This window comes from Aeromonas sp. s9 (assembly GCF_040907765.1).
GTDB classification, from domain to species: domain Bacteria; phylum Pseudomonadota; class Gammaproteobacteria; order Enterobacterales; family Aeromonadaceae; genus Aeromonas; species Aeromonas caviae.
In genome coordinates, this window is the sequence record NZ_JBFOCK010000008.1 from 1 (window position 1) to 23,905 (window position 23,905).

Here is a 23,905-nt window from a genome sequence, read left to right on the forward strand (position 1 = left end):
GTTGGAGCGCTACGGGCGGGAAGTGAATGTGCCACGTTGCTTGCATGAGGCGCTGGGGCGCCCCATGCAACACGTAATTGGGACATAGCCTTTTTCATGGTTCGGCGTGCCGGGTTCAACGGCCCAGGATCTGCCGCATCCGCTGCTGGGCCACGTCCACCAGCAAGTCGGGCTGGAATTTGGAGATAAAGCGATCACACCCCACCTTCTTGACCATGGCCTCGTTGAAGTTGCCGCTCAGGGAGGTATTGAGGGTGATGAAGAGATCGGACATGCGCGGGTCGCTGCGCACCTCGTGAGTCAGGCGATAACCATCCATCTCCGGCATCTCGGCGTCCGTGATCATCAGCATGATCTCGTCGGTCACCTTCTTGCCCGCATCGCACCACCCCTTGAGCAACTTGAGGGCCTGCAAGCCGTCTTGGCACTCGATGACCTCGAGCCCGAGCTGGGCGAGGGTCTCGCGCACCTGGTTGCGGGCCGTGCTGGAGTCATCGACGATGAGCACCCGGCGTCCCTGCATCTGGGGCAGGATCTCTTCGTCCAGCACCTCGGACGAGATGCGCACGTCGTAGGTGATGATCTCCGCCAGCACCTTCTCCACGTCGATGATCTCGACGATCTGGTCAACGCCCCCTTCCGGGATGCGGGTGATGGCGGTGAGGTAGTTGGCACGACCCGCCGAACGGGGCGGCGGCAGTATGTCCTTCCAGGTCATATTGACGATGTGGGCCACCTGCCCCACCAGGAATCCCTGAATGGTGCGGTTGTACTCGGTGATGATGAGGTTGGACTCCTGATCGATGGCCATGGGACGCATCCCGATGGCACCGCGCAGGTTGATAACGGGGATGGAGACGCCGCGAATGTTGGCGACGCCGCTGATGTTGTGGTGGGACCCCGGCATCTTGTTCAGATGAGGCAGCTTGACCACTTCCCGCACCTTGAAGACGTTGATCGCAAACAGTTGCTGGGCACCCAAACGGAACATCAGCAGTTCCAGGCGATTCTCCCCTACAAGCTGGGTACGTTGATCCACTGAATCCAATATGCTCGCCATATAACGCCCTTACGTCCATTTCCCGAAATTGCCCCGCACCGGAGCTGCGACATGCCAACCAGCCCCGCTTTCCCTGTCGGGACAACGCAAGCCTATATAGAAATAATGAAAAGCGTCGAGGAAAGATAGGATCTTGACCACGGGGCGTGATCATCGCCCCATCACTGCCTCATGGCAAGCACAGCCACGCACCGGCCCCGACAACAAGGGTATCGACCACACAGGGCCATTGCTGAACCCCGGCGTGCCGCTCTTGTCATCCAGCGCGGTCCGCCAGCAACAAAAAGACCGGCCACATGGGCCGGTCCTGGGATGTGCAGTGCGTCCGGGACGACTTAGAAGTTGTACTGCAGGGCCACGGCGACGATGTCGTCGGTGGACTTGTTCAGGCTGTTCTTGCCGGTGGAACCCACTTCGTCCAGCAGGTTGATCTTGTAGTCCACGTAGGCATTGAAGTTGTCGGTGAAGTTGTACCAGGCACCCACGGAGACGTATTCGGTCGCGGTGTCATCGATGCCGTGAGCGCTGTCCTTCACGTCGGTACGCAGGTAGGCCAGGGAGGGCTTGAACTTCGGCGTGATGTTGTACTGCACGACCGCTTCGTAGCCATCCATCTTCTCGGCATAACCGCGCATGGAGCCGGTGTCCACGAAGAGGTGATCTTCACCGTGGGAGTAGGTGGCGGCCATGTAGAGGTTGCCGACGGCATACTTGGCGCCCACCCCGAACAGCTTGGCGTCGTTGTCGCCGCCGAAGCTCACGTTCTCGGCCTGCTCGTCGGTCTTGCCAGCCTGGTTGTAGGCGGCACCCAGGCTCAGGCCCATGTTGAAGTCATAGTTGGCAGAGAGGGCATACCCCTCGGAAGAACCTTTCGGGCTCCAGGTGCTGTTCGGGCCGACGCGCTCGCTGCGGCTCGCGTTCTGCGGGTCGTTGTTGCCGGTGAACTGGGCACCCAGGGTCAGCCCCTGCCAGTTGTACATGTACTGGGCCAGGCCGTTGGTACGACCGGTGCCGAACACCTCGGTGTCCTTGCCCAGACCATCACCACCCCACTCCGGCAGCACGTCGGTGTAGTTGTTCACCGCCTTGGTGAACAGACCGTCCTGGCGACCGTAGCTGAAGGCACCGAAGCGATCGTGCTTGATGCCCGCATAGGCGTAACGCAGCTCGTCGTTGTCAGAACCGGAAACCGGCAGGTTGTACTCGGCGAAGCCGAACGCGGTCAGATCCTCGTCAACCTTGGTTTCACCTGCGATGTGCAGACGCAGGTAGCTGGCATCGCCTTCGGTGGCGTTGTCATCGGTGCCGTAGTACATGCCGTTGACGCGGCCGCCGATGTCCAGTTTGGTACCATTCTGATCGTAAACGTTGGCGGCCTGTGCACCACCGGCCAGCAGCAGGCTGGAGATGGCCATCGTCAATGCTGTCTTTTTCATTGTTCTTTCCTCAGGTGTAAGCACTCTCTGTCAGACCAGAGTTCGGTCGTGATGATCGGTTGATGTGCCGATGGCCTAAGGTAGATCCGGAAACCTTGATGGGAACTGAAGCGGCGAACGATTAATTATAAAAGCGTCAATTCGAGCTGACGCCGCGACACATAGTGTCACGCGAAATAATTTTTGCGGAACTTATGACCAAGAAAATCAATATAGCAATACAAGTGATCTATAAAACGGGATAAATGCAGTTTAATCCTTCAACAAGGCGAGAAGCAGGGAAGCCCTGCCGGGCGACACGGGCTCCCCGCACACCTTCCCCGCCCCGTCAGACCGGCTGCCAGCCGCGCATGACCCTCAGCAGATCCTTCCAGCTCACTATGCCCACCAGGGCGCCGTTTTCCAGCACAGGCAGACAGGAGATCTGGTGCTCCAGCATGAGGCCGGCGGCCTCTTTCAGGGAGCGTTCGGGGGAGACGGTGATGGGTTCACGGCTCATTATCTGGTGGGCGCGCCGGTTGAGGGTCTCGGTGTCCCGGTTCATCTCGGCATCCGTGTCCAGATAGGGGCTGATGGCACGCAGCAGATCCCGGTCCGAGATGACCCCCACCAGCTCCTCTTCTTCCACCACCAGAAGGTGGCGGAAATGGGCCTGCTCGAAGATCTCCTTGATGACGCTCAGCCTGTCATCCATGGAAACGGTCGCGACCCGGGTCGTCATGATCTCTTTAATCAACATGGTCAGCCTCCTGCCCCCAGATGTCTCTGTTATGACACGTTTTTCCGGCGGCAGCCATCCCCCCCGCCCTCAAGTGCAAATTTGTGTCATTTCACGTAAGATCCGCGCCAGTTTCTCTCCTTCAATCGAGCCAAGCAGACCCATCCATGATAGTTGCCAGTCAAATCGAACTGATCCGCGGCGGCCGCACGCTGCTGGACAACGCGTCCGCCACCATACACCCCGGCCACAAGGTGGGCCTGGTGGGCAAGAACGGCTGTGGCAAGTCCACCTTCTTTGCGCTGGTGCGGGGCGAGCTGGCCATCGACAACGGCAGCTTCAGCCTGCCCGCCGGCTGGCAGATTGCCGGCGTGGCCCAGGAGACCCCGGCGCTGGACTGCTCCGCCCTGGAGTACGTGATCGACGGCGACAAGGAGTTCCGCGCCCTGGAGGCCGAGCTCGCCCGGGCCGAGGCGGATGACAACGGGCTGCTGGTGGCCGAGCTGCACGGCAAGCTCGATACCATAGGTGCCTACAGCATTCGCGCCCGCGCCGCCGAGCTGCTGCACGGTCTGGGTTTTGGCGGCGATCAGCTCGACTCGCCGGTCAGAAGCTTCTCCGGTGGCTGGCGCATGCGCCTGAACCTGGCCCAGGCGCTGCTCTGCCGCTCCGATCTGCTGCTGCTGGATGAACCGACCAACCACCTGGATCTGGACGCCGTCATCTGGCTGGAGAAGTGGCTCAAGGGCTATCAGGGCACGCTGGTGCTCATTTCTCACGACCGCGACTTCCTCGACTCCGTGGTGAATCGCATCATTCATATCGAGAACGGCAAGCTCAACGAATACAGCGGCGGCTACTCCGACTTCGAACTGCAACGGGCCGAGCACCTGGCCCAGCAGCAGTCCATGTACGAGAAGCAGCAGCGGGAGATGGCCCACATGCAATCCTATGTGGACCGCTTCCGCTACAAGGCCTCCAAGGCCCGTCAGGCCCAAAGTCGGCTCAAAGCCATGGAGCGGATGGAGAAGATCCTGCCCGCCCACGCCGACTCCGAGTTCAGCTTCGAGTTTCGCGAGCCCTCCGCTCTGCCGACCCCGCTCATCGCCATGGAGAACCTCAGCGCCGGTTACGGCGACAAGGTGATCCTCGAGAAGATCAAGCTCAACCTGGTGCCGGGCTCGCGCATCGGCCTGCTCGGTCGCAACGGCGCGGGCAAGTCCACCTTCATCAAGATGCTGTCGGGCTCCAACCCGCCCCTCTTCGGCAAGCTGGAGGTGAGCGCCGGGGTGAGCATCGGCTACTTCGCCCAGCATCAGCTCGAGACCCTGCGCCTCGATGACAGCCCCCTCGATCACCTGGTGCGCCTCGCGCCGGACAAGACCGAGCAGGAGCTTCGCAACTACCTCGGCAGCTTCGGTTTTCATGGCGACAAGGTGCTCGACAAGGTAGCCCCCTTCTCCGGCGGTGAGAAAGCGCGTCTGGTGCTGGCCCTCATCACCTGGCAAAAGCCCAACCTGCTGCTGCTGGATGAACCGACCAACCACCTGGATCTGGAGATGCGCCACGCCCTGACCATGGCCCTGCAAGGGTTCGAGGGGGCCATGGTGGTGGTCTCTCACGACCGTCACCTGCTGCGCACCACCACGGATGACTTCTATCTGGTCCACGGCGGCCGGGTCGAGCCCTTCGATGGGGATCTCGACGACTACCACAAGTGGCTCGGCGAGCAGGAGAAAGAGGCCAATGCCAAGCCGGCAGATGGCACCGTCTCCGCCAACTCGGCGGTGGCGCGCAAGGATCAGAAGCGCCTCGAAGCCCAGTTCCGGCAAGCGACCCGGCCGCTTCGCCAGAAGCTGGAGAAGCTCGAAACCAGCATGGAGAAACTGCAGGCCAAGCTGGCCGCGGTGGAAGAGCAGCTCGCCGATCCCGCCATCTATGAAGAGAGCGCCAAGGGCAAGCTCTCCGAGCTGCTCAAGTCCCAGGGCCCCCTCAAGGAGGAGCTGGAGCACGTCGAGCTGGAGTGGATGAGCCTCTCTGAAGAGCTGGAAACCATGGAGCAGGCCTTCTTTGCGTGATGAAGCCTTGATGGCCAGCGAGCGGGTCAGCCCCGACGCCCTGCCCACCCCTTCCGAGTTCTGGACATGGAGCACAGGCGCCTATGGCCAGCGCAGCCAGGACTGGCTCCACGTGCAAAGCATGGGGGGCAACGTCAACCTGGCACTCCTGCTGCACCACCTCGACCTGCTCCGGATCCCGGTCGACCTCACGGACTTGCAACCGGCCCTGGTACAGACCGAGGCGGTGCTGCTCCCCTGGCGCACCCTGCGCCAGCAGGCCAAGTCACGGGTGGGGGCCGAGGAGTACCAGACCATGCTGGCCCACGAACTGGAGCTGGAGCGGCTGCAACAGGGGGTCTTGCTGCAGACCCTGCGCACCCTCGCCCTGTTTCGCGGCGACAGCCGCAACCTGTTTCACTATCTATCGTTACTGGGTGCCCAGCAGGGCCCCCTCAGAGATCTCATATGCTGAGCTACCGCCACGCCTTTCACGCCGGCAACCACGCCGACGTGCTCAAACACGCCGTCCAGGCCCTGATCATCGAGTCCCTCAAGAAGAAGGAGAAACCCTTCATCGTGCTGGACACCCATGCCGGTGGCGGTCTCTACGACCTGCGCGGCGACTGGTCCCAGAAGAAGGCGGAATACGCCGACGGGATCAAACGCCTGTGGGATGAACGGGCCCAGTGGTCTGCCATGGCTCCCTATCTGGGTGTCATCGAGGAGATGAACAGCGATGGCCAGCTGCACTACTACCCCGGCTCGCCGGAGCTCTCCCGCCGCCTTATCCGCGATCAGGACAAGCTGGCGCTGATGGAGCTGCACAACAACGAGGTGGAAGATCTTCGCGCCAACATGGGGTACGACCCCCGCGTCGCCGTCCACCATCGCGACGGCTTCGAGGGGCTGGTGGCCCTGCTGCCCCCCACCCCGCGCCGCGGCCTGGTGCTGATCGATCCCCCCTATGAGCTGAAGGAAGATTACTTCGCGGTGGTCGATACCCTTAAAAAAGCGCAAAAGCGCTGGGCCACCGGCATCTACGCCCTCTGGTATCCCATCCTCGGGCAAGAGGCGGACAAGTCCCGCGACATGCTCAAAGCGATCAAGCGCGAGAACTTCGGCAACGTCCTGGTGGCCGAGCTGGAAGTGGCCGGCCAGACTGCCGATTGGGGCATGAACGGCTCCGGCATGCTCATCGTCAGCCCCCCCTGGATGCTGGACGAGCAGATCGAGGCCTTCTTGAAACCCCTGTGCGCCAAGCTGGCCCAGGGCGCCGGCGCCCAGTACAGGGTGGAGTGGCTGAACAAGGCCGAAGCCTGACCCTCGGAACCACAGAAAATGAAAAAGGGCCTGTCACAGCAGGCCCTTTTTCATTGGGGCTGATGACCCGGCACGTTCACGCTGGCCAGCTGCTCGGACAGGCGGCTCGCCAGCCAGTCGATGGCAAGCCGGGTCTTGAGGGGCAGATGCGGACCATGGGGCCAGAGGGCGTTGATGGGATAGCGCCGACCCGGCAATCGGGCCAGCAGCTCGCGCAGCTCGCCCCGCTCAAGGTGGGGCCGCGCCAGCCAGGTCGGCAGCCAGGCGAGACCAAAGCCCGCGATGGCCGCCTGGGTGATGGCGTTGAGATCGTCCATCTGCAACCGCCCTCTGGGCTGGACCTCGCGCCATGTCTCGGCCTCCTGCCACCACCACGACAGCACCCGCCCCTGGCGCAGATAGGCGATGCACTCGTGCTCCGGTAACTCGGCCAGGGTCACAGGTTCCCCTCGCTCGGCCAGATAGGCGGGCGAGGCGCAGAGCGTCATGCCGTGCTCCCCGAGCCTGCGCGCCGCCAGATCCAGGCTGTCCGGCGGCTCTGCGTTGCGGATCACCAGATCCACCCCCTCCTCCACCAGATCCACCTTGCGGTCGCTGAACGACAGCTCCAGGGCCAGCCCGGGATGCGCCTTCGCCAGCGCCAGCAAAATGGGGGCCACACACTGCTGGCCGAACAGCACCGGCATGGAGACCTTCAATCTGCCGTTGAGGGTGAGCTTGTTGCTGGCCAGCGCCGCTTCCCCAAGACGCACCTCCTCCAGCGCCCGCAGGCAGTGGCGATAGAAGAGCGCCCCCTCCTCGGTCAGGCTCTGGCTGCGGGTAGTGCGATGAAACAGTTGCACGCCGAGACGCAGCTCCAGCCGCGCCACCCCCTTGCCCACCGCCGAGCGGGTGAGGTGAAGCCGCTCCGCCGCCTGGGCGAAGCTGCCCGCCTCCACCACGGTGGCGAAGAGATCGATGCCGTTGAGCGTGTTTGCCATCTATTGCATACCTTTTGGAACCAATATGGCGAAATACTATCAGCACTGCGGAAAAAAATGACTGGTAAGCTCCCTTCATTCTTCACACGTTTCAGATGGAGTTTCCCTCATGAGCCAGATCCTGCTGCTGCAATCCAGCCTCAACGGCCCCGTATCCCGCACCAACCAGTTGATGGAGCGCTTCCTGCAAACACGCCGGGAGCAGGGCCATCAGGACCAGGTGGTGGTGCGCGACCTGACCGCCCTCGACTTGCCCGTCCTCGACAGCCCGTTGTTTCACGCCCTGCGCGGGGCTGAACCGGCCAATGAGGCCATCCGGCAGGCGGTGGCGCTGTCGGATCGGCTGATTGCCGAACTCAAGGCCGCCGACCTGCTGCTGATCGGCGCCCCCATGTACAACCTCAACGTGCCGACCCCCCTCAAGAACTGGTTCGATCTGGTGGCGCGGGCCAGGGTGACCTTCCGTTACACCGACACCTACCCCATGGGGCTGGTGGAGGGGGTCAACGCCCTGGTGTTCAGCAGCCGCGGCGGCGTGCATCAGGGACAGGCGACGGATGCGGTCACCCCCTACCTCCAATCCGTGCTCGGCCTGATGGGCATCGCGGAGGTGGAATTCGTCTACGCAGAGGGGATGGATCTGCGCCCTCACGGGGCGGAACAGGGAATGCGCGAGGCCCATGCTCGGATCGCTGGCCTCGGCAGGTAGGGCCATCACCCGGTCTTGCCCCTTCCAACCGGCCACCTGCTGCGCGGGACATTCCAAGTAAAAAAGCCCCGCAAGGGGCTTTTCTATGACTGCGGCAGTAGCGGAAGAGACTAGGCTTGCCTGGCATCGGGGCCTGCGGGCATGTCCCGCCAGAGCGCCAGAATGAGCAGCGCCAGCAGGGCAAAGGGCGGCACCAGGCAGAGCAGCACGCACAGGAAGGTGACAAGCCCCGGGTGGCGGCTCTTGCGCCGGGCCAGTCGCCAGGCCACCACACCGACGACGATCATCATCAGCAGCATGAAGAGAACAAACAGGTTGGAGTTGATGGTCATGAAAGCTCCTTTTTCATGGCAAAAGGCACACTCTAGCGCCGTTGCGGTCCCGGGCAACTCCCAATCTGGTGGTGCCTCCCCCGGTCGATAGGCATTTTCTATTTCGCTGATAGATGAGAATGGTTTTCATTTGATGAGATTCTGGGTGATACTGCCTTCATCGCCAGAGGAGACACCACCATGAAAAAGACCATCAGCTTCGCCATCCTGCACTTTTGTGTCGCCTTCACCGTGGCTTACCTGCTGACCGGCGAACTGCTCACCGCCAGCCTGATCGCCCTCATCGAGCCCGCCGTCAACACAGTCGCCTTCTACTTCCACGACCTTGGCTGGCACAAGCTCAAGCCTGAACACAGCCTGCAGGCCAAGACCAGCAGCTTCGCCCTGGTCCACTTCTCGGTGGCCTTCGGTGTCGCCTACCTGCTGAGTGGCGAGCTGCTCACCGGCGGCGTGATGGCACTGATCGAACCTGCCATCAACACCGTCGTCTTCTTCTTCCACGAGCGGCTGTGGCGCAGCCGCCAGACCTTGGCGCTGGCCGGCGTCTGATTGCCATGCAGGGCCGCCCGGCACCCAAAAACACGGGGTGCTCCTGCCTACTTCGGGTGTAAAGTGTGCTCTGATCACGGGGCATCATGCCCCCTGTTGGAGCCCTGTCGATGAACAAGATCTTGCTTGGAACCCTGCTGTTTTCCCCTCTGCTGGCCACGGCGGCCACCCCGTCTTTCGAGTGCGCCAAGGCGAAAGGCGCCGCCGAAACCCTTATCTGCAAGGATGCCGGACTGGCTGCGCTGGATAACGAGCTGTCAGCCCTCTATCCCAAGGCGATTGCCGGGTTCTCCCCCGAGCAGCAGAAGAGCGAGCGCGCCATCCAGCGCGGCTGGATCAAGGGGCGCAACGACTGCTGGAAGGCGGGCGACCTGCGCCAGTGCGTGGAAGAGAGCTACCAGTTGCGGATCACCGAGTTGCAGATAAAAGGGGGACAACTGAGGGTGCCGACGCCGGTCGATTATCAGTGCGGCAAGAGCGTCACCCTCTCCACCTACTTCTACAACGAGGCCAAGCGGCCCGCCGCCATGATCAATTTGAGCGAGGGGAACGACCAGCAGCAGGTGCTCGCCTATGAGACCCCCAGCGCCAGCGGCGCCCGGTACGAGGGGCAAAATCTCACCCTCTGGACCAAGGGGAGCGACGCCATGCTGGAGCGCTACGGTCAGCCCACCCTCAACTGCAGCGAGATCCCGGGCAACTGATCCCCCGCCCGGCCAAGGGCCGGGCAACCACTCCCGTACAGGCAGCAAGTGGGTCACCAGTTGGTGGCCACTCGCCCCCCTTTTACCTATCCCCAGCCCCCTCTCGCCAATCCAGCCCGGACGCCAGGCTTTCGGGCTGGCCTCCATTTGTTGATCTTGCCCGGCAATTCGCCATTTCCTCCTTTCCCTTCGCTCGCGGGCCGTTAATATAGCCAATTGGCAACACACGCCTCGTCGGAGTCTCCCATGAGCCATGCCAACTACGCCCCATTGGTCAATCGCAGCAAGCTGGAAGCTGAAATCCAGTGCGGTAGCGTCGCCAAAGGGCACAACCGGCAAGAGATAAGTGACTGATTCAACCATGTCGAGTGGAGTGAATGTATGGAAACGCACACACTGCATCGGGGTCGGCTGATCGACCATCTCCAACTGGTGGTGAAAGACCTGACCGCCAGCGAGCGCTTTTACAGGGCCATACTGGCCAGCCTTTATGTGCCAATCGGCGGCGCGGGTGAGGGTTACTTCTGGGCTGACGAGCTGTTTGTCACATCCATCGACAGCCCGGAGGCGCTAGCCCAAGACGGCTAGGATAACAGTCCCCCGAAGAATGCGGCTATCAACCAGATGACCATCTTGTAAGATGCAGCTGATTGAGTCTTTCGACGGAAGAAATTGATTGTTTTTCTGTCCAATCATCCCAAGCTCGATATAATTGAGGCATTTTTTTGAAGTGAAACGAAAAAACCATAATGACAGACAAACTAACCGCAATTGACCTCTTTGCTGGCGCAGGTGGTTTCTCCTTAGCTGCTCTTCAATGCGGATTCAACATTTTGGCAGCAGTCGAGTTTGATGCCGCCGCTGCAAACACCTATGAAAAGAACATAATAAATACCTTTAATAGTGTAAATACTAAGGTCTACAACACTGATATCAATAAGATAACTGATCTCCAGCAATTCATGAATGAAGTGGGCGTAAAGCCAGGAGAACTTGATCTTCTGCTTGGTGGGCCACCTTGCCAAGGTTTTTCCACCCATAGAATAAATAACGCTGGTGTTGATGATCCGCGCAATAAATTATTACTTAAATATTACGAATTTGTTCATGCTCTTCAGCCAAAAGTTTTTCTTATCGAAAATGTGGCAGGTCTCCTGTGGAAACGGCATGAGTCTTATCTTGAAACATTGAAAGAAAATGCAGAAGAAAATGGTTACACCATCAAGTTCTGCGACTTGTTGAATGCACGAGACTATGGTGTACCACAAAATCGCAAGCGGGTTTTCATTTTTGGCATCCGTAACGATCTTGACCATGACAAAGTAGAATTCCCACCAAAACCTACTCATTTCGCACCAGACGCTGGATTTGGTCCTTCTTGGAAAACAGCATCTTGCGTATTCGAGAAACCCTCAGATTCTATTTTTTTTCGCTATTGGTCAGAGTATTTTTCGAAGAAGAGCAAATTGTCGAAAGAAGAAACAGATAAGCTCTTGGCAAATCTGGAGTTTGGACGTGAGTTAGATGTCAATGATCCACTGAATTTCAATATGGGTCACACGACAGCAATGATAAATGTATTTCGATCGACGCCACTGAATGGCAGCCGCACCGATTCAAATCGAGTGTTACCGTGCCACAAGGAGCACGATGGCCATAAGGATGTATACGGACGTATAATGATCCATCTACCTTCAAATACAATCACTACTGGATGTATTAACCCATCAAAAGGAAGATTTGTTCATCCATGGGAAGATCATGGTATCACAATGCGTCATGCTGCACGGCTTCAAACTTTTCCCGATAATTTTTCTTTTTACGGTAATGCTACTCAACAAGCAAAGCAAATAGGAAATGCAGTGCCAGTTGAGTTAGGTAAACAATTGATTAAAAACATAAAACATTTACTAAAGCTAAGGGTAAATAGCTCATGCGGATAAATACTCAGGAGTGTAGAAGCGTATGATTGAGACTCACTCATTTCGTACTCAAGCAAGAACCGTTGATCATTTAGGGCGAGAGCAAATCGCAGATTGCCCAACAGCAATATCTGAGCTATGGAAAAACTCTTACGATGCATATGCCAGAAATGTTTCGCTGCATATATTTGATGATGTGACTCCTATTGCAGCACTTTTCGACGATGGCCATGGTATGAGTTATGAGGAGTTCATTGATCGATGGCTGGTCGTTGGAACCGAATCTAAGTACCACACTAAAAAAGATGATGTGGAAGATCGGGATGGCCTACAAAAGAGAACAAAACAAGGGCAAAAAGGAATTGGGCGTCTTTCTTCTGCTAACCTTGGCCCATTACTACTCATTGTCAGTAAAAGAAAAAAACTAGATTTTGTTGCAGCACTTATTGATTGGAGAATTTTTGAGAATCCATACCTTCTATTATCAGACATTGAAATCCCAATAACCCGCTTTGCATCGCCAAGTTTACTTTTTGAGTTACTCCCAGGCATGTTTGAGCGCTTGACTGATAATATATGGGGTACAGCTCAAAGCCCTGAACGTACAAAACGACTAAAGCTAGCATGGGACACTTTTGATAGAGTTACTCTAGAGAATATACCTACATCACAGAAACCATCTGATGCGATCGCAAACACAATAATAAATGCCCATTTTGATGAAAAGCACTTTGAACCATGGTCTGTTTGGAACAATAAAAGTGAAAAAGGCACTGCTTTATTAGTGTCAGAAATTAATGATGATTTAAAGGCACAGTTAAATAGCGCCGTACCAAGCCCTGCCAATGAAGAGGTAAGAAAACAATTTTTCGCCACACTTTCAGCTTTTACAGACCCCTTTGTCGATAAAAAGGCTAACGAAGAAAATGCATTTGATCCAGAATTTACCTATGGAGTAACAGTTTGGAGTGCTGCTCCTAATCCAATAATTGAAGATGAACGAAATCTGATAAATCGTTCTATTACTGAAGAAATGGAGCATGTCCTAAGTGGAAATATTGATGAAAATGGTGTATTTCGTGGGCAGATAAAAGCTTTTGGTGAGTGGCGTAAACTTGGAAGCGAATATGTTATTTATCCACCTAAAGATTTTAAGATTCCGAAAGGCCCAACGACTTATATTGGCCAATTTGGACTGCATGTAGCTACTTTTGAGCTAGTACGCAAGAACTCTACATTATCAGATGAAAAACATAGCAAGTTTGTAGCGCTGGCTAATGAACACAGTGGATTTTTAGTCTTTCGTAACGGCTTGCGTGTTTTACCTTATGGAAGAATTGATAACGATTTCTTCCAAATCGAAACTCGTCGAAGTATTTCTGCGGGTAGGGAATTTTGGAATGCTCGAAGGATGTTTGGACGAGTTTCTATTTCTAGAGAAAAAAACCCCAACCTTCGTGATAAAGCAGGTCGAGAAGGGTTCATAGATAATACAAGCGCAAAAGCGCTGCGAACATTAGTTGTACATATACTGAGAAGTGCGGCTTACGAGTACTTCGGATCCGCCTCCGAACTTAGGCATGAGCTATTACCAAGCATTCAAGAAAAAAATGAACAAGAGAAAGCTGAACAGCAGCGAAAAGAGTTAGCAAAGAGAAATGCAAAAGCATTTAGAAGCAGGTTAAAAAAGAACCTTCCGATATTATCTATGTTATATGAAGATACAAGTTCAATTAACTTTGAATTTAAAGTGGACAATGAAGAAGATTTAAACTATGCACAAGAGTTAATCAATGACCTAAATGTTAAACTAAGTGAATTAAGAATAACAGGAGCGCCAGCCAGATTAGGATCATCAGAAGATGACTACAGAGTTTTTCGCCGTTTGTATTCTACTGTACAAGAACGTATCCGAATTATTGAAACGGTACGTTCTGAGGCAATTGAACGAATAAAGCCATCAAGACCAGAAGCTCTTGCTCAGAAACAATTACAAAGTTTGGCGAGCAGAATACATGCTCGACTTCGCAACTGGAAAAAAGCAATCAGTATCATTCAAGAGGCTGAAATTAGGCGTGTAGATACATTGTTTGATGAGCGCAACAAGCAATTTCATGCCCTTGCTTTACCTTTGGTTGAACAGGTCAAATCAGGTCAAATTAATTTGGAAATTGCGCTTAGAGAGATGGAAAGAATTCATTCAATCCTAGATACAGAGAATGAAGATACTTTCCAGCCTTATTTAGAGTCACTTGAGTTAATGAGTGAAAGCATTAATATTGAACTGATTGCAAGACAAGGTATTTCAGAAAATATTACTTTAAGGGATGAGATAAATCGACTTAATCAGCTTGCTCAGTTAGGAATTACCGTAGAAATTCTTGGTCATGAGCTAAACAGCAATGAGAGAATGATCCGAGAAGGAATTCGACAAATAAAGAGTAGTGGTAATGTACCTGGATCCAGCTTAGTGATTGAAGGATTTGAAGCCTTAAGCAACCAACTCGAATTTTTATCTCCGTTAAAAATTTCAGGCTCACGAACTAGACGGCTTATCACAGGTAAAGAAATACTGATTTATCTGCAAAATTTCTTTAATGTAGTGATTCAGTCTAGAAACATCAATATTGACGCTTCGAGCGATTTTCTTAGTCTCGTAGTAGATGATTTACCTTCACGTTTACTCCCGGTATTCGTAAACTTAGTTAATAATAGTGTTTATTGGCTGGTTAACTCTGATACTAAAGATCCTAAAATTGTTTTTTCTATATGTGAAGGTAAAGTTGTTATTTCTGACAACGGGCCTGGAATAGATGAAGTTGATCAAGAAAATCTATTTAAGATGTTCTTTACTAGAAAATCGACGGGAGGCAGAGGCATTGGTTTGTATCTATGCCGAGTTAATTTGATGGCTAGTGGACACACAATTTATTATTCCAATGAGTCTAAATTCAATATATTGAGTGGTGCAAATTTCATCATCGAACTAAAGGGGGTTTCATTTGAATAATTTTGAGGATTTAATCAAAGAGGCATTTATAAAACCTCTCCGGTCGGTGTTGATTGTTGATGATGAGTATCCTACTTGGGAAGAAATTCTAAATTCAAATTTGAAAGGAAATATTAAAGATAATCAACTTGATGTTCGCTCTAACACTAAGCCTTGGAGAGAAAATGCATTAGCACCTTTACAAGTTATCAAAGGATTCCGAGAGCGAAATCCTGGATTTGTTATTGATATACATGATGCATTAGCGCCTAGTTATTCCGCTAAGCTTGGCATTCAGGATGAAGCAGTTTCTGAATTGGCAAATCATCTACATCAATCAGATTTACTGGTACTAGATTATAATCTAGAAGGTTCAAATACTGGACTTCAAGGAAAAAAAGCACGTGAGATAATTAGTTCTGTTCTTTCTAACCAGCATTTTAACTTGATTATTGTTCACACAGGCGAACACAACCTTCAAGAGGTCGCTGAGGATAGCCTCATCTCACTTTTATCAAGTTGCACATCTAAATTCGGTGAAAAAGAATTAGCTGATATTACCACTTTAGATGAAAAAATAACTGAAATGGAAGACGATGAGAAATTTACTCGTTCAACATTTAGAGAGATTTTTTCTAAAAAACAATATTTGCATGTTAGATCTCTTGGCTTATCTCAAGCCATTCGAGATTACATGAGCGGAGAACAAAAATTAAAATCTCTTCATGACTTAGCTACATCCTTAAAGCTCTCTGGTAAAGAGATGCGTGTTTTTTTATATTGGTCTATTATCGAATTTGAAAAATCTATAATGCCTGAATTTTCCAGCTATGATTTTAGCGGAATGATTTGGAAGATATCTGAAGATCATAAATGGATCCGTACCGGGAAAGGTTTTGTATGTTTTATTAGCAAAGGACCTGATGACCTTCTCAAAGAACTCGAAAAAGCACTTATTGATTGGAGGCCAACTCCTTCTAGGTTGTTAGCCGCAAAGTTCAGACATGAACTTAATCGTATTGGTGTCGAGGCTGAGGATAATTTTTTACTAAAACATCATTTGTTTTCTATGTTCTATAAAAAAATTAGCGAACCCGAGCGGCAAGATCTATCTCCTGAACAAAATAAGATATTACAAGACCTAAGGCTGAGAGAGCATGTTTCTAGACAATCTGAAGGCTTGTCATTTCTGATTGAAGATAATGTAGTTGAATTTGGAAGGAAAATTGTTGAAATAGATATTGAGAATGGTTACGGTTTCTTGTCATTTTATAATGTAGATCTATCCACTCAAAATGATTCAAAAAAAGCAATTTCGCAATATAATAGCTATGTTTCTACATTACCTGAAAAAGAAGGGCCTGAGCAGCTAGATAGTGGGCACATATTTAAAATAGACAACCAATGGTGGGTTTGTGCCACACCTGCATGTGACCTCCAACCAGGGCAAAACACAATTGCTTTTGGAGGAAAAAGTAACAGTTTGAGACCTTTTACTGCGTTTCCTTTGACTGCAGAGAATCCGGATAACTTAGACTCCCTCCACATAAATGGTGGTGGGTATTGTTTTATTGAGGATAATGGAAAAATTGTTGCCTTGGGGATTAAGTCAATTGGTGAGGAAAGTAAACCGCATAATTTAAAGGTCCATTGGCAGAATTTCGTGGCAGAGAATGGTGGAATGATCATAAGGAAAAAGTTGCATATTAAGCAACTGGTTCTGAATGATAACGAAATTAACCTTGTTAATAAAGAGGCTACTGTCGTATGTAAGCTGCGATACGCATATGCGCTAAACTATATACAACGAGTAGGGATTAGTGCATCTCGAATAGGGCTTGAATATGTGTCCTGAGTGAGTTTTTCTAGATAAAAATTTTTGAGCTCTATTAGGTCGGGTGCCAAAAGACTAAAAAATGGTCATAACCCCCTTTGGCTCAACCTTGTTCCTCTCAGCAATCCGCTGAGCTGAGTTTACGCAGTCATGGACGACGGCGCAGCCGCAGGCGGCAGATGAGCCAGAGCAGATCAGGGTGATCACTGCTTGACCCCGATATGGCGCGAGAACAGGGATATTTGAAGAACGGGCTTTTGCCGAAACCATGGAAGGCGAAGGCCAAAGTGCCGTGTGTGGCGTTCCAGAGCCACCATAAGCTCAAGTTATGGGTTTTCCGATGATGCCCCATATTTGCCTATAGTGGCGATCACCTATTTATGTACACCCGTTATGGTCCCATCAGGGGCCAGCGCGGCCATTGCTCGCCCCGGCCCGAAGGGCGGGCGAAACCCCGTCAAGGGCAAGACCCTCGCATTCTATGGGGCAAAGCCACATCCAGAGCGCTGTTGTGCAATGCACTGCGCCAGCGGCGCCCCCATGGGGATTCTCTCCCCCCTGCCACTGGCCTATAGTGAGCCCCTACTCGAACAACCTTTGCGAGCAGCAATATGTATATCGGCGAATTTGCCCGGCTGGCGGGCACCACCCCAAAGGCGGTCCGCCTCTACGAGCAGCTCGGGCTGCTGCCCGAGCCCAGGCGGCGCGGCAAGTATCGCGTCTACCGGGCCGAGGATCTGGAGTGGGTCGGCTTTATCCGCGAGGCCCAGCGGCTTGGCTGCAAGCTCGGGGAGCTGGTTCCCCTGCTCGCGGGCGTCACCAGCCTCGATCACTTCCCCTGGCAGAAGGTGGAGCAGCTTATCGCGGACAAGCTGGCGCAGATCGAGGCGGAGGTCGCCCGGCTGCAACGCCAGCATCAGGGCTTGAGCCAGTGCGCCACGCTGCTGGCGCAGCACCCCTGCCGCTATGGCGCCCCGGCGCGGCAATCCCCCGACGGGCGGGATCATCCCGCCGCCGCGGATCGGGGGCAAAAGGTGGCTTGACTCTGTCCCATGGGACAAGGGGTGTAATGGGGGCTCACTTCAAGGAGCCATACCATGACCCCCAACCTGCTTGTTCTCAACGGCAACCCCAAACCCGACAGCCTCTGCCACGCCCTCGCCCGAGAGTATGCCCGCAGCGCCGAGCAAGGGGGCGCGCGCGTCACCCTGCATCACGTGGGGGAGCTCGCCTTCGCGCCGGATCTTCACCATGGCTATGACGAGGTGCAGCCCCTCGAACCGGATCTGCAGGCGGTGCAGCAGAGCCTGACGCAAGCCCACCATCTGGTGATCGTCGCCCCCGTCTGGTGGGGCCACCTGCCAGCCCGGCTCAAGGGGCTGCTGGATCGCACCCTGCTGCCGGGTTTCGCCTTTCGCTACCAGCCGGGGAAGGCGCACCCGGAGCAATTGCTCGCCGGCAAGACGGCGCGCCTGCTGCTCACCATGGACAGCCCCCCCTGGTATTACCGCTGGTGGCAGGGTGCCCCTCTGGAGCGTACCCTGGACAAGCCGGTGCTGGGGCTGTGCGGCATCCGGCTGACCCACCGCCAGCATCTGGGGCCCGTCCACACCTCGGATGAGGGGGCCCGCCAGCGCTGGATCAGCCAAGCCGGGGCCGCCGCCCGCCAGGATGTGCAGCGGCTGGGCAGGCGCCCCGCCTAATCCCTGCCATGGGCATGTTTTGCCCATTAAAAAGCCCCGCAATTGCGGGGCTTTTGTCGTCGAGGCGGGGGTTATTTTGCCGCGATGGCGTCTGCCATGGGGCTCTGGAACTCCTGCTCGGCTTCTGCGAAGCGATCCTGCATGGCCTTGGAGGGGGCCTTGTCCAACAGGCTGAACAGCACGATAGCCAGGGTAGCAAACAGGAAGCCCGGGATGATTTCGTACAGACCCAGCCAGCCGAACTGCTTCCAGATGATGACGGTCAGGGCACCGGTCAGCATGCCCGCCAGGGCGCCGTTGCGGGTCATGCGGGACCAGAGCACGGAGAGCAGCACCACGGGACCGAAGGCGGCACCGAAGCCGGCCCAGGCGTAGCTTACCAGCCCCAGCACCCGGTTCTCCGGGTTCACCGCCACGGCGATGGCGATGAGGGATATGAGCAGCACCATGGCGCGGCCGACCCACACCAGCTCTTTCTGGGAGGCGTTCTTGCGCAGGAAGGGCTTGTAGAGATCCTCGGTGATGGCGCTGGAGCAGACCAGCAGCTGGCAACTGAGGGTACTCATCACCGCCGCCAGGATGGCGGAGAGCAGCACGCCGGCAATCCAGGGGTTGAACAGGATCTTGGAGAGCTCGATGAAGACGCGCTCCGGGTTGGTGGTCACGCCGCCCGCCTGCTCGGTGAAGGTGGAGAAGTAGGAGAGGCCGAAGAAACCGATGGCCACGGCGCCGCCCAGGCAGAGCACCATCCAGGTCATGCTGATGCGACGGGCGCTGGCCATGGAGTGGTGGGAATCCGCCGCCATGAAGCGCGCCAGGATGTGGGGCTGGCCGAAGTAGCCCAGGCCCCAGGCCATCAGGGAGATGATGGCGATGAAGTCCAGGTTCTTGAACATGTCGAGGTTGCTGGCGTTCTGCGCCGCCACCTGCACCATGGCGGTGTCGATGCCGCCCACGGCGATGATGACGAACACCGGGGTGAGGATGAGGGCGAAGATCATCAGGGTGGCCTGCACGGTATCGGTCCAGCTCACCGCGAGGAAGCCGCCGAAGAAGGTGTAGGTGATGGTGGCTGCGGCGCCGACCCAGAGGGCGGTGTCATAGCTCATGCCGAAGGTGCTCTCGAACAGGCGGGCACCGGCCACCACGCCGGAGGCGCAGTAGATGGTGAAGAACAGCAGGATCACCAGGGCGGAGAGGATGCGCAGCACCCGGCTCTTGTCTTCGAAGCGGTAGGTGAAGTAGTCCGGCAGGGTCAGGGCATTGCGGTTCTTCTCGGTGTGAACCCGCAGCCGACCGGCCACCCAGCGCCAGTTGAAGTAGGCGCCGATGACGAGGCCGATGGCGATCCAGCTCTCGGAGATGCCGCCGATGAAGACGGCGCCGGGCAGGCCCATCAGGAGCCAGCCACTCATGTCGGAGGCGCCGGCGGAGAGGGCGGTCACCCAGCTCCCCATGCGGCGGCCGCCGAGAATGTAGTCGTCAAAGTTCTGGGTGGCGCGATAGGCGATAAAGCCGATCAACACCATCCCGAGGATGTACACCAGAAAGGTGATGAGCATGGGGGTGCTAGCTGTCATTCAAAACTCCGTTATGTGACGTCTGTGCCCGTTCTTGCGACGGACTCTTCCTTAAAAAAACCGGCCTAGAGTAATCAGCAGATCGCCGGACTACAACCACTTTTAACAAATAAAAAACACATGAAAAACGTTTAACACCTAACCAAGCAACCACTCAATTGCAATAAGGCCGGATTTTATCCCGATCTGCCAAGGGTTTACCCTGATGATCCCCTCCTCCGCGCCATAAAAAAGCCCCGACAGTGGCCGGGGCTCGGAATACCGACAGGCGGGTTCAGCGGTTGATGGCGATGGGCATGCCGCTGCGCTGCTCCAGGGCCTGCTTGACCAGCTGGGAGTCGCTGTCCGCGTGGGCGATGAAGCGGGTCACGGCGGTGGACATGGGCAGCGGGGCCGGCAGGCTGGAGTTGAACTCCTCCTGGTTGCGGGAGAGGGGCTGGTGCACTTCCAGGTAGCGGCGGCCATCCGGCTCGACAGAGGCCTTGATGGGCTGGTTCACGAACTGGACGCGGGTACCGACCGGGACCTGCTTGAACAGGTACTCGATGTCGTCGTTGCGCAGACGCACGCAGCCATGGCTCACCCGCAGGCCGATGCCGAACTGGGCATTGGTGCCGTGGATGGCGTACATCTTGCCGATGTAGAGCGCGAACAGCCCCATGGGGTTGTCCGGACCGGCCGGCCAGACCGCAGGCAGGGTCTCGCCACGGGCGGCGTACTCGGCGTGCATCTTCGCGGTCGGGGTCCAGGTCGGGCCCGCCTTTTTGCGCTGCACGCTGGTCACCCAGTCTTCCGGGGTGTCGGTGCCGAGCTGGCCGATGCCAATCGGCAGCACTTCCACCACCTTCTTGCCTTTGGGGTAGTAGTAGAGGCGCATCTCGGCCACGTTCAGCACGATGCCTTCACGGGGGGCATCCGGCAGGATCAACTGATGCGGCACGACCAGCTTCTCGCCCGCCTGCAGCAGCAGGGGGTCCGCCTTGGGGTTGGCTTCCAGCATGTTGGTCAAGCCGAGCTGGAATCTGGCCGCTGCCGCTTCCAGGGGTTGGCCCGCCTCTTCCGGGGACACCACGTAGTCCAGGTTCTCCCCCACCAGGCGGCTGTTGGCTGCGGGCAGGGCATATTCGATGGCGAGGGCGGGCATGGCGGCCAGGATCAGGGAGCAGCACAGTGCGGCCGCCGTGTTGTGGAGGAGCTTCATAACTTTCCTGTGATAAAGGGGGTGGTTCAGCACTCTGGCCAGCGCGGAGGCGACGGGCGCGCCCGGGGCGAAGAGAAGGCCGCCATTTTTCTCCTCTGCCATGCAAATTTCAACCGCCACGTGCTGACGGGTCGGTGATTAAATACGGTGCCGCGCCGCGCCGCGGCACCTTGTCATAAGCGGGATCAGCCGTTTTTCCAACTGTGCATGTCATAACCGGTTGGCGACTGATGCAAACGCAGATGGAATTGCTCAATTATCGCAAATATGTGGTCGAAAATATCAGCCTGTATCCCTTCATACTCGGCCCAGGCGGTGGTCGCCGTGAAGCAGTAGATCTCCAGCGGCAGGCCGTCCGTGGTCGGTGCCAACTGGCGCACCATCAGGGTCATGTCCTTGCGAATGCCCGCATGAGCCCGCAGGTAGGCGTCCAGATAGGCGCGCAGGGTGCCGAGGTTGGTGAGGTGGCGACCGTTGATGGGGCAGCTGATGGCATCGCTGAGCTGCTGGTTGTAGCTGCTCAGCTCCTGCTCCTTGCGGCTGAGGTAGGGCGCCAGCAACCTGGCCTGCTTGAGCTGCAACTGCTCCTGCGAGGTGAGGAAGCGCACGCTGGTCATGTCGATGTTGACGCTGCGCTTGATGCGGCGCCCGCCGGATTCGGTCATCCCCTGCCAGTTCTTGAAGGAGTCGGAGATGAGGGCATAGGTGGGGATGGTGGTGATGGTCTTGTCCCAGTTCGACACCTTGACCGTGGTGAGGCCGATGTCGGTCACCTCGCCGTCCGCCCCGTACTTGTCCATCTGCAACCAGTCACCGACGCTCAGCATGCGGTTGGCGGAGAGCTGGATGCCCGCCACCAGGCCGAGGATGGGGTCCTTGAACACCAGCATCAGGACCGCGGTCATGGCCCCCAGGCCGCTGAACAGGAAGAGGGGCGACTTGCCGAGCAGCAGGGCGATCATCAGGATGCCCACCAGGATGCTGGCCACCAGTTTCACCCCCTGGAAGATGCCGCGCAGGGGCAGATCCCGCCCAAGCCGGGTATGACGGCTCAGGGAGAGCAGGCAGTCGAGCAGGGCGAACAGGGCCAGCAGCAGGAACAGCAGGATCCAGAGCTGGGCCAGCAACTCGATAAGCGCCAGGCTCTCGGACGCTTTGGGCAGCCAGATCTCCGCCTGACCGAGCAGCACGGCTCCCTGGAACACGAAGGCGAGCCGGTAGAAGAGGCGTTGCTGCAACTGGGGCGGCAGCCACATCTGCTTGGTCTTGCCAAGCAGCCCCACCAGGCGCACCAGCAGGATGCGGTGCAGCACCAGGTGCAGCACCATGGCGGTCAGCACGATGAACCCCAGGGCAATCACCAGGGCCATCATGGGGGTTACATCGACCCCCAGGCCTGACAACCAGTTGAAAAACATCTCTTTCATCGTTACCTCCGCAATATCACACAGCGGTCAGGGTACGCATCTGGTCCCCCATGTCAAATGACAGCCGGCGTCACGGCCGCCACAAACGACAACGCCCGGCAGGGGCCGGGCGTTGTCGTCACCAGAGGGTGCCTTAGCCGACCAGGCTCAGGGCATCACGGGCGATCACCAGCTCTTCGTTGGTGGGCATCACCAGGGCCAGACGGCTGCCTTCGACGGTGATGGGGCCTTCACCGCCCAGCACGGCGGCGTTGTTCGCCTCCTTGTCGATCTTGAAGCCGAGCAGGGCCAGTCGGGCCAGCACCATCTCGCGCACCATGGCGGCGTTCTCGCCGATGCCGCCGGTGAACACCAGGGCGTCAAGGCGACCATCCATGGCGGCAGCATAGGCACCGACGTACTTGGCAACACGATAGGTGAAGACATCCAGCGCGCGCTTGGCACCGGCGTCGGTGGCGTAGTTGCCGGTGACGTAGCGGCAGTCGCTGCTCTCCTCGGTCATGCCCAGCAGGCCGGATTCGCGGGTCAGCACCTGGTTGATCTTGTCCACGCTGTAACCCAGGTTGTCGTGCATGAAGAAGACGATGGCAGGGTCGATGTCACCGGAGCGGGTGCCCATCGCCAGCCCTTCCAGCGGGGTCAGCCCCATGGAGGTGTCGACGGACTCGCCGTTCTTGATGGCGCAGACGGAGGCACCGTTGCCCAGGTGGCAGTTGATGATGTTGAGCTCATGGAGCGGTTTGCCCAGCGCCTTGGCGGTCTCTTCGGCGATGAAGCGGTGGGAGGTGCCGTGGGCGCCGTAACGACGGATGCCATTCTCGCGATAGAGCTTGTAGGGCAGCGCGTAGAGGTAGGCTTCCTCTGGCAGGGTCTGGTGGAAGGCGGTGTCGAACACGGCCACGTTCTTGTCGGCCAGGGCCGGGAACACCTTGAGGGCGGCACGGATGCCGATGAGGTGCGCCGGGTTGTGCAGGGGGGCGAACGGAATGGCGGCTTCGATGCCGGCAATCACGCCGTCATCGATGCGAACGGAACGGGAGAACTGCTCGCCGCCGTGCACGATGCGATGGCCGATGGCGACCAGCTGATCGGCCAGGGCGGGATCCTGGGGCAGGATGTGGCCCACGATGTGGTCGAGGGCTTCCTGGTGCGCGGCACCGGCGCCCAGCATGGCGTCGCCCTTGACCCCGTGGAGTTTCCATTTGATACGTGCGTCATCCAGATTGAAGCATTCGGCCAGGCCGGACAGCATGTCCTCGCCCGTTTCAGCGTCCATTACGGCAAATTTCAGGGAAGAGCTACCGCAGTTAAGGATCAATACCAACTTGCTCATGTTCTACATCTTCCTGTGCTTCGGCTTTACGCCGACAGTGTCGTGTCA

The 23,905-nt window shown here is 56.3% G+C and carries 20 protein-coding genes and 1 pseudogene; 12 read left to right on the forward strand and 9 right to left on the reverse strand.

The window, feature by feature from the left end:
- Nucleotides 1-115: 115 nt before the first annotated feature.
- From AB5Y54_RS00905 to AB5Y54_RS00915, 3 genes are all read right to left on the reverse strand, one after another.
- Nucleotides 116-1,060 carry a chemotaxis protein CheV gene (locus AB5Y54_RS00905; RefSeq protein WP_041212426.1) on the reverse strand — a complete coding sequence of 315 codons (945 nt, stop codon included), beginning with the start codon at nt 1,058-1,060 and terminating at the stop codon, nt 116-118.
- A 335-nt stretch (nt 1,061-1,395) separates the two neighbouring features.
- Nucleotides 1,396-2,496, reverse strand: coding sequence for a porin (locus AB5Y54_RS00910; protein WP_039040188.1), 1,101 nt, complete (start codon nt 2,494-2,496; stop codon nt 1,396-1,398).
- 328 nt (nt 2,497-2,824) lie between these two features.
- Nucleotides 2,825-3,235: a CBS domain-containing protein gene (locus AB5Y54_RS00915; protein WP_010675511.1), complete on the reverse strand. Its 411-nt coding sequence runs from the start codon at nt 3,233-3,235 to the stop codon at nt 2,825-2,827.
- A 146-nt stretch (nt 3,236-3,381) separates the two neighbouring features.
- Between AB5Y54_RS00915 and AB5Y54_RS00920 the strand changes: the two genes are divergently transcribed.
- Genes AB5Y54_RS00920 through AB5Y54_RS00930 form a run of 3 tightly spaced genes read left to right on the forward strand, consistent with a single transcriptional unit; the run spans nt 3,382 to nt 6,594 of the window.
- Complete coding sequence (locus AB5Y54_RS00920) at nt 3,382-5,292, forward strand: ABC transporter ATP-binding protein (RefSeq protein ID WP_368153112.1); 1,911 nt, start codon at nt 3,382-3,384, stop codon at nt 5,290-5,292.
- Complete coding sequence (locus AB5Y54_RS00925) at nt 5,285-5,746, forward strand: DUF2390 domain-containing protein (protein WP_039040190.1); 462 nt, start codon at nt 5,285-5,287, stop codon at nt 5,744-5,746. The genes AB5Y54_RS00920 and AB5Y54_RS00925 overlap by 8 nt, the downstream gene beginning before the upstream one ends.
- A complete protein-coding gene (locus AB5Y54_RS00930; RefSeq protein ID WP_042879855.1) occupies nt 5,740-6,594 on the forward strand; it encodes a 23S rRNA (adenine(2030)-N(6))-methyltransferase RlmJ in 855 nt (284 codons plus the stop codon). Before AB5Y54_RS00925 ends, AB5Y54_RS00930 begins: the two co-directional genes overlap by 7 nt.
- A 50-nt stretch (nt 6,595-6,644) precedes the next feature.
- Here the strand turns inward: AB5Y54_RS00930 and AB5Y54_RS00935 are convergent, their stop codons facing one another.
- Nucleotides 6,645-7,574: a LysR family transcriptional regulator gene (locus AB5Y54_RS00935; RefSeq protein WP_368153113.1), complete on the reverse strand. Its 930-nt coding sequence runs from the start codon at nt 7,572-7,574 to the stop codon at nt 6,645-6,647.
- A 109-nt stretch (nt 7,575-7,683) separates the two neighbouring features.
- Here AB5Y54_RS00935 and AB5Y54_RS00940 point away from each other — a divergent pair, with 109 nt between their 5' ends.
- Entirely contained in the window at nt 7,684-8,283 is a 600-nt protein-coding gene (locus AB5Y54_RS00940; protein ID WP_368153114.1) for an FMN-dependent NADH-azoreductase, read from the forward strand.
- 110 nt (nt 8,284-8,393) lie between these two features.
- Here the strand turns inward: AB5Y54_RS00940 and AB5Y54_RS00945 are convergent, their stop codons facing one another.
- Nucleotides 8,394-8,615 carry a hypothetical protein gene (locus tag AB5Y54_RS00945; protein ID WP_041212421.1) on the reverse strand — a complete coding sequence of 74 codons (222 nt, stop codon included), beginning with the start codon at nt 8,613-8,615 and terminating at the stop codon, nt 8,394-8,396.
- A gap of 180 nt (nt 8,616-8,795) precedes the next feature.
- Here AB5Y54_RS00945 and AB5Y54_RS00950 point away from each other — a divergent pair, with 180 nt between their 5' ends.
- The 8 genes and pseudogenes from AB5Y54_RS00950 to AB5Y54_RS00985 all read left to right on the forward strand — a co-directional run bounded on the left by AB5Y54_RS00950 (nt 8,796) and on the right by AB5Y54_RS00985 (nt 18,316).
- Nucleotides 8,796-9,164, forward strand: coding sequence for a DUF2061 domain-containing protein (locus AB5Y54_RS00950; RefSeq protein ID WP_010675518.1), 369 nt, complete (start codon nt 8,796-8,798; stop codon nt 9,162-9,164).
- A gap of 110 nt (nt 9,165-9,274) precedes the next feature.
- Nucleotides 9,275-9,868, forward strand: a complete 594-nt coding sequence (locus AB5Y54_RS00955) for an MliC family protein (RefSeq protein ID WP_368153115.1) — start codon at nt 9,275-9,277, stop codon at nt 9,866-9,868.
- Nucleotides 9,869-10,249: 381 nt separating this feature from the next.
- Nucleotides 10,250-10,441: pseudogene (locus AB5Y54_RS00960) on the forward strand (VOC family protein); the annotation flags it as partial.
- 176 nt (nt 10,442-10,617) lie between these two features.
- Complete coding sequence (locus AB5Y54_RS00965) at nt 10,618-11,811, forward strand: DNA cytosine methyltransferase (RefSeq protein WP_368153116.1); 1,194 nt, start codon at nt 10,618-10,620, stop codon at nt 11,809-11,811.
- 22 nt (nt 11,812-11,833) lie between these two features.
- A complete protein-coding gene (locus AB5Y54_RS00970) occupies nt 11,834-14,800 on the forward strand; it encodes an ATP-binding protein (RefSeq protein ID WP_323908076.1) in 2,967 nt (988 codons plus the stop codon).
- A complete protein-coding gene (locus AB5Y54_RS00975; RefSeq protein WP_368153117.1) occupies nt 14,793-16,634 on the forward strand; it encodes a response regulator receiver domain in 1,842 nt (613 codons plus the stop codon). Before AB5Y54_RS00970 ends, AB5Y54_RS00975 begins: the two co-directional genes overlap by 8 nt.
- A 590-nt stretch (nt 16,635-17,224) precedes the next feature.
- Nucleotides 17,225-17,656 (forward strand): MerR family transcriptional regulator, encoded by a 432-nt coding sequence (locus AB5Y54_RS00980; protein ID WP_041212963.1) that lies wholly within the window; start codon nt 17,225-17,227, stop codon nt 17,654-17,656.
- Nucleotides 17,657-17,710: 54 nt separating this feature from the next.
- A complete protein-coding gene (locus tag AB5Y54_RS00985; RefSeq protein ID WP_323908073.1) occupies nt 17,711-18,316 on the forward strand; it encodes an NAD(P)H-dependent oxidoreductase in 606 nt (201 codons plus the stop codon).
- A 71-nt stretch (nt 18,317-18,387) separates the two neighbouring features.
- On the opposite strand, the gene putP is transcribed toward AB5Y54_RS00985, so the two are convergent.
- The 4 genes from putP to AB5Y54_RS01005 form a co-directional block, all read right to left on the reverse strand.
- Complete coding sequence (gene putP, locus AB5Y54_RS00990) at nt 18,388-19,896, reverse strand: sodium/proline symporter PutP (RefSeq protein WP_042879699.1); 1,509 nt, start codon at nt 19,894-19,896, stop codon at nt 18,388-18,390.
- A 274-nt stretch (nt 19,897-20,170) separates the two neighbouring features.
- Nucleotides 20,171-21,097: a L,D-transpeptidase family protein gene (locus AB5Y54_RS00995; protein WP_010675523.1), complete on the reverse strand. Its 927-nt coding sequence runs from the start codon at nt 21,095-21,097 to the stop codon at nt 20,171-20,173.
- Nucleotides 21,098-21,282: 185 nt separating this feature from the next.
- On the reverse strand, nt 21,283-22,524 hold the full coding sequence (locus AB5Y54_RS01000; protein WP_010675524.1) for a mechanosensitive ion channel family protein: 1,242 nt from the start codon (nt 22,522-22,524) through the stop codon (nt 21,283-21,285).
- A 133-nt stretch (nt 22,525-22,657) separates the two neighbouring features.
- Nucleotides 22,658-23,857 carry an acetate kinase gene (locus AB5Y54_RS01005; protein ID WP_010675525.1) on the reverse strand — a complete coding sequence of 400 codons (1,200 nt, stop codon included), beginning with the start codon at nt 23,855-23,857 and terminating at the stop codon, nt 22,658-22,660.
- Nucleotides 23,858-23,905 lie beyond the last annotated feature (48 nt).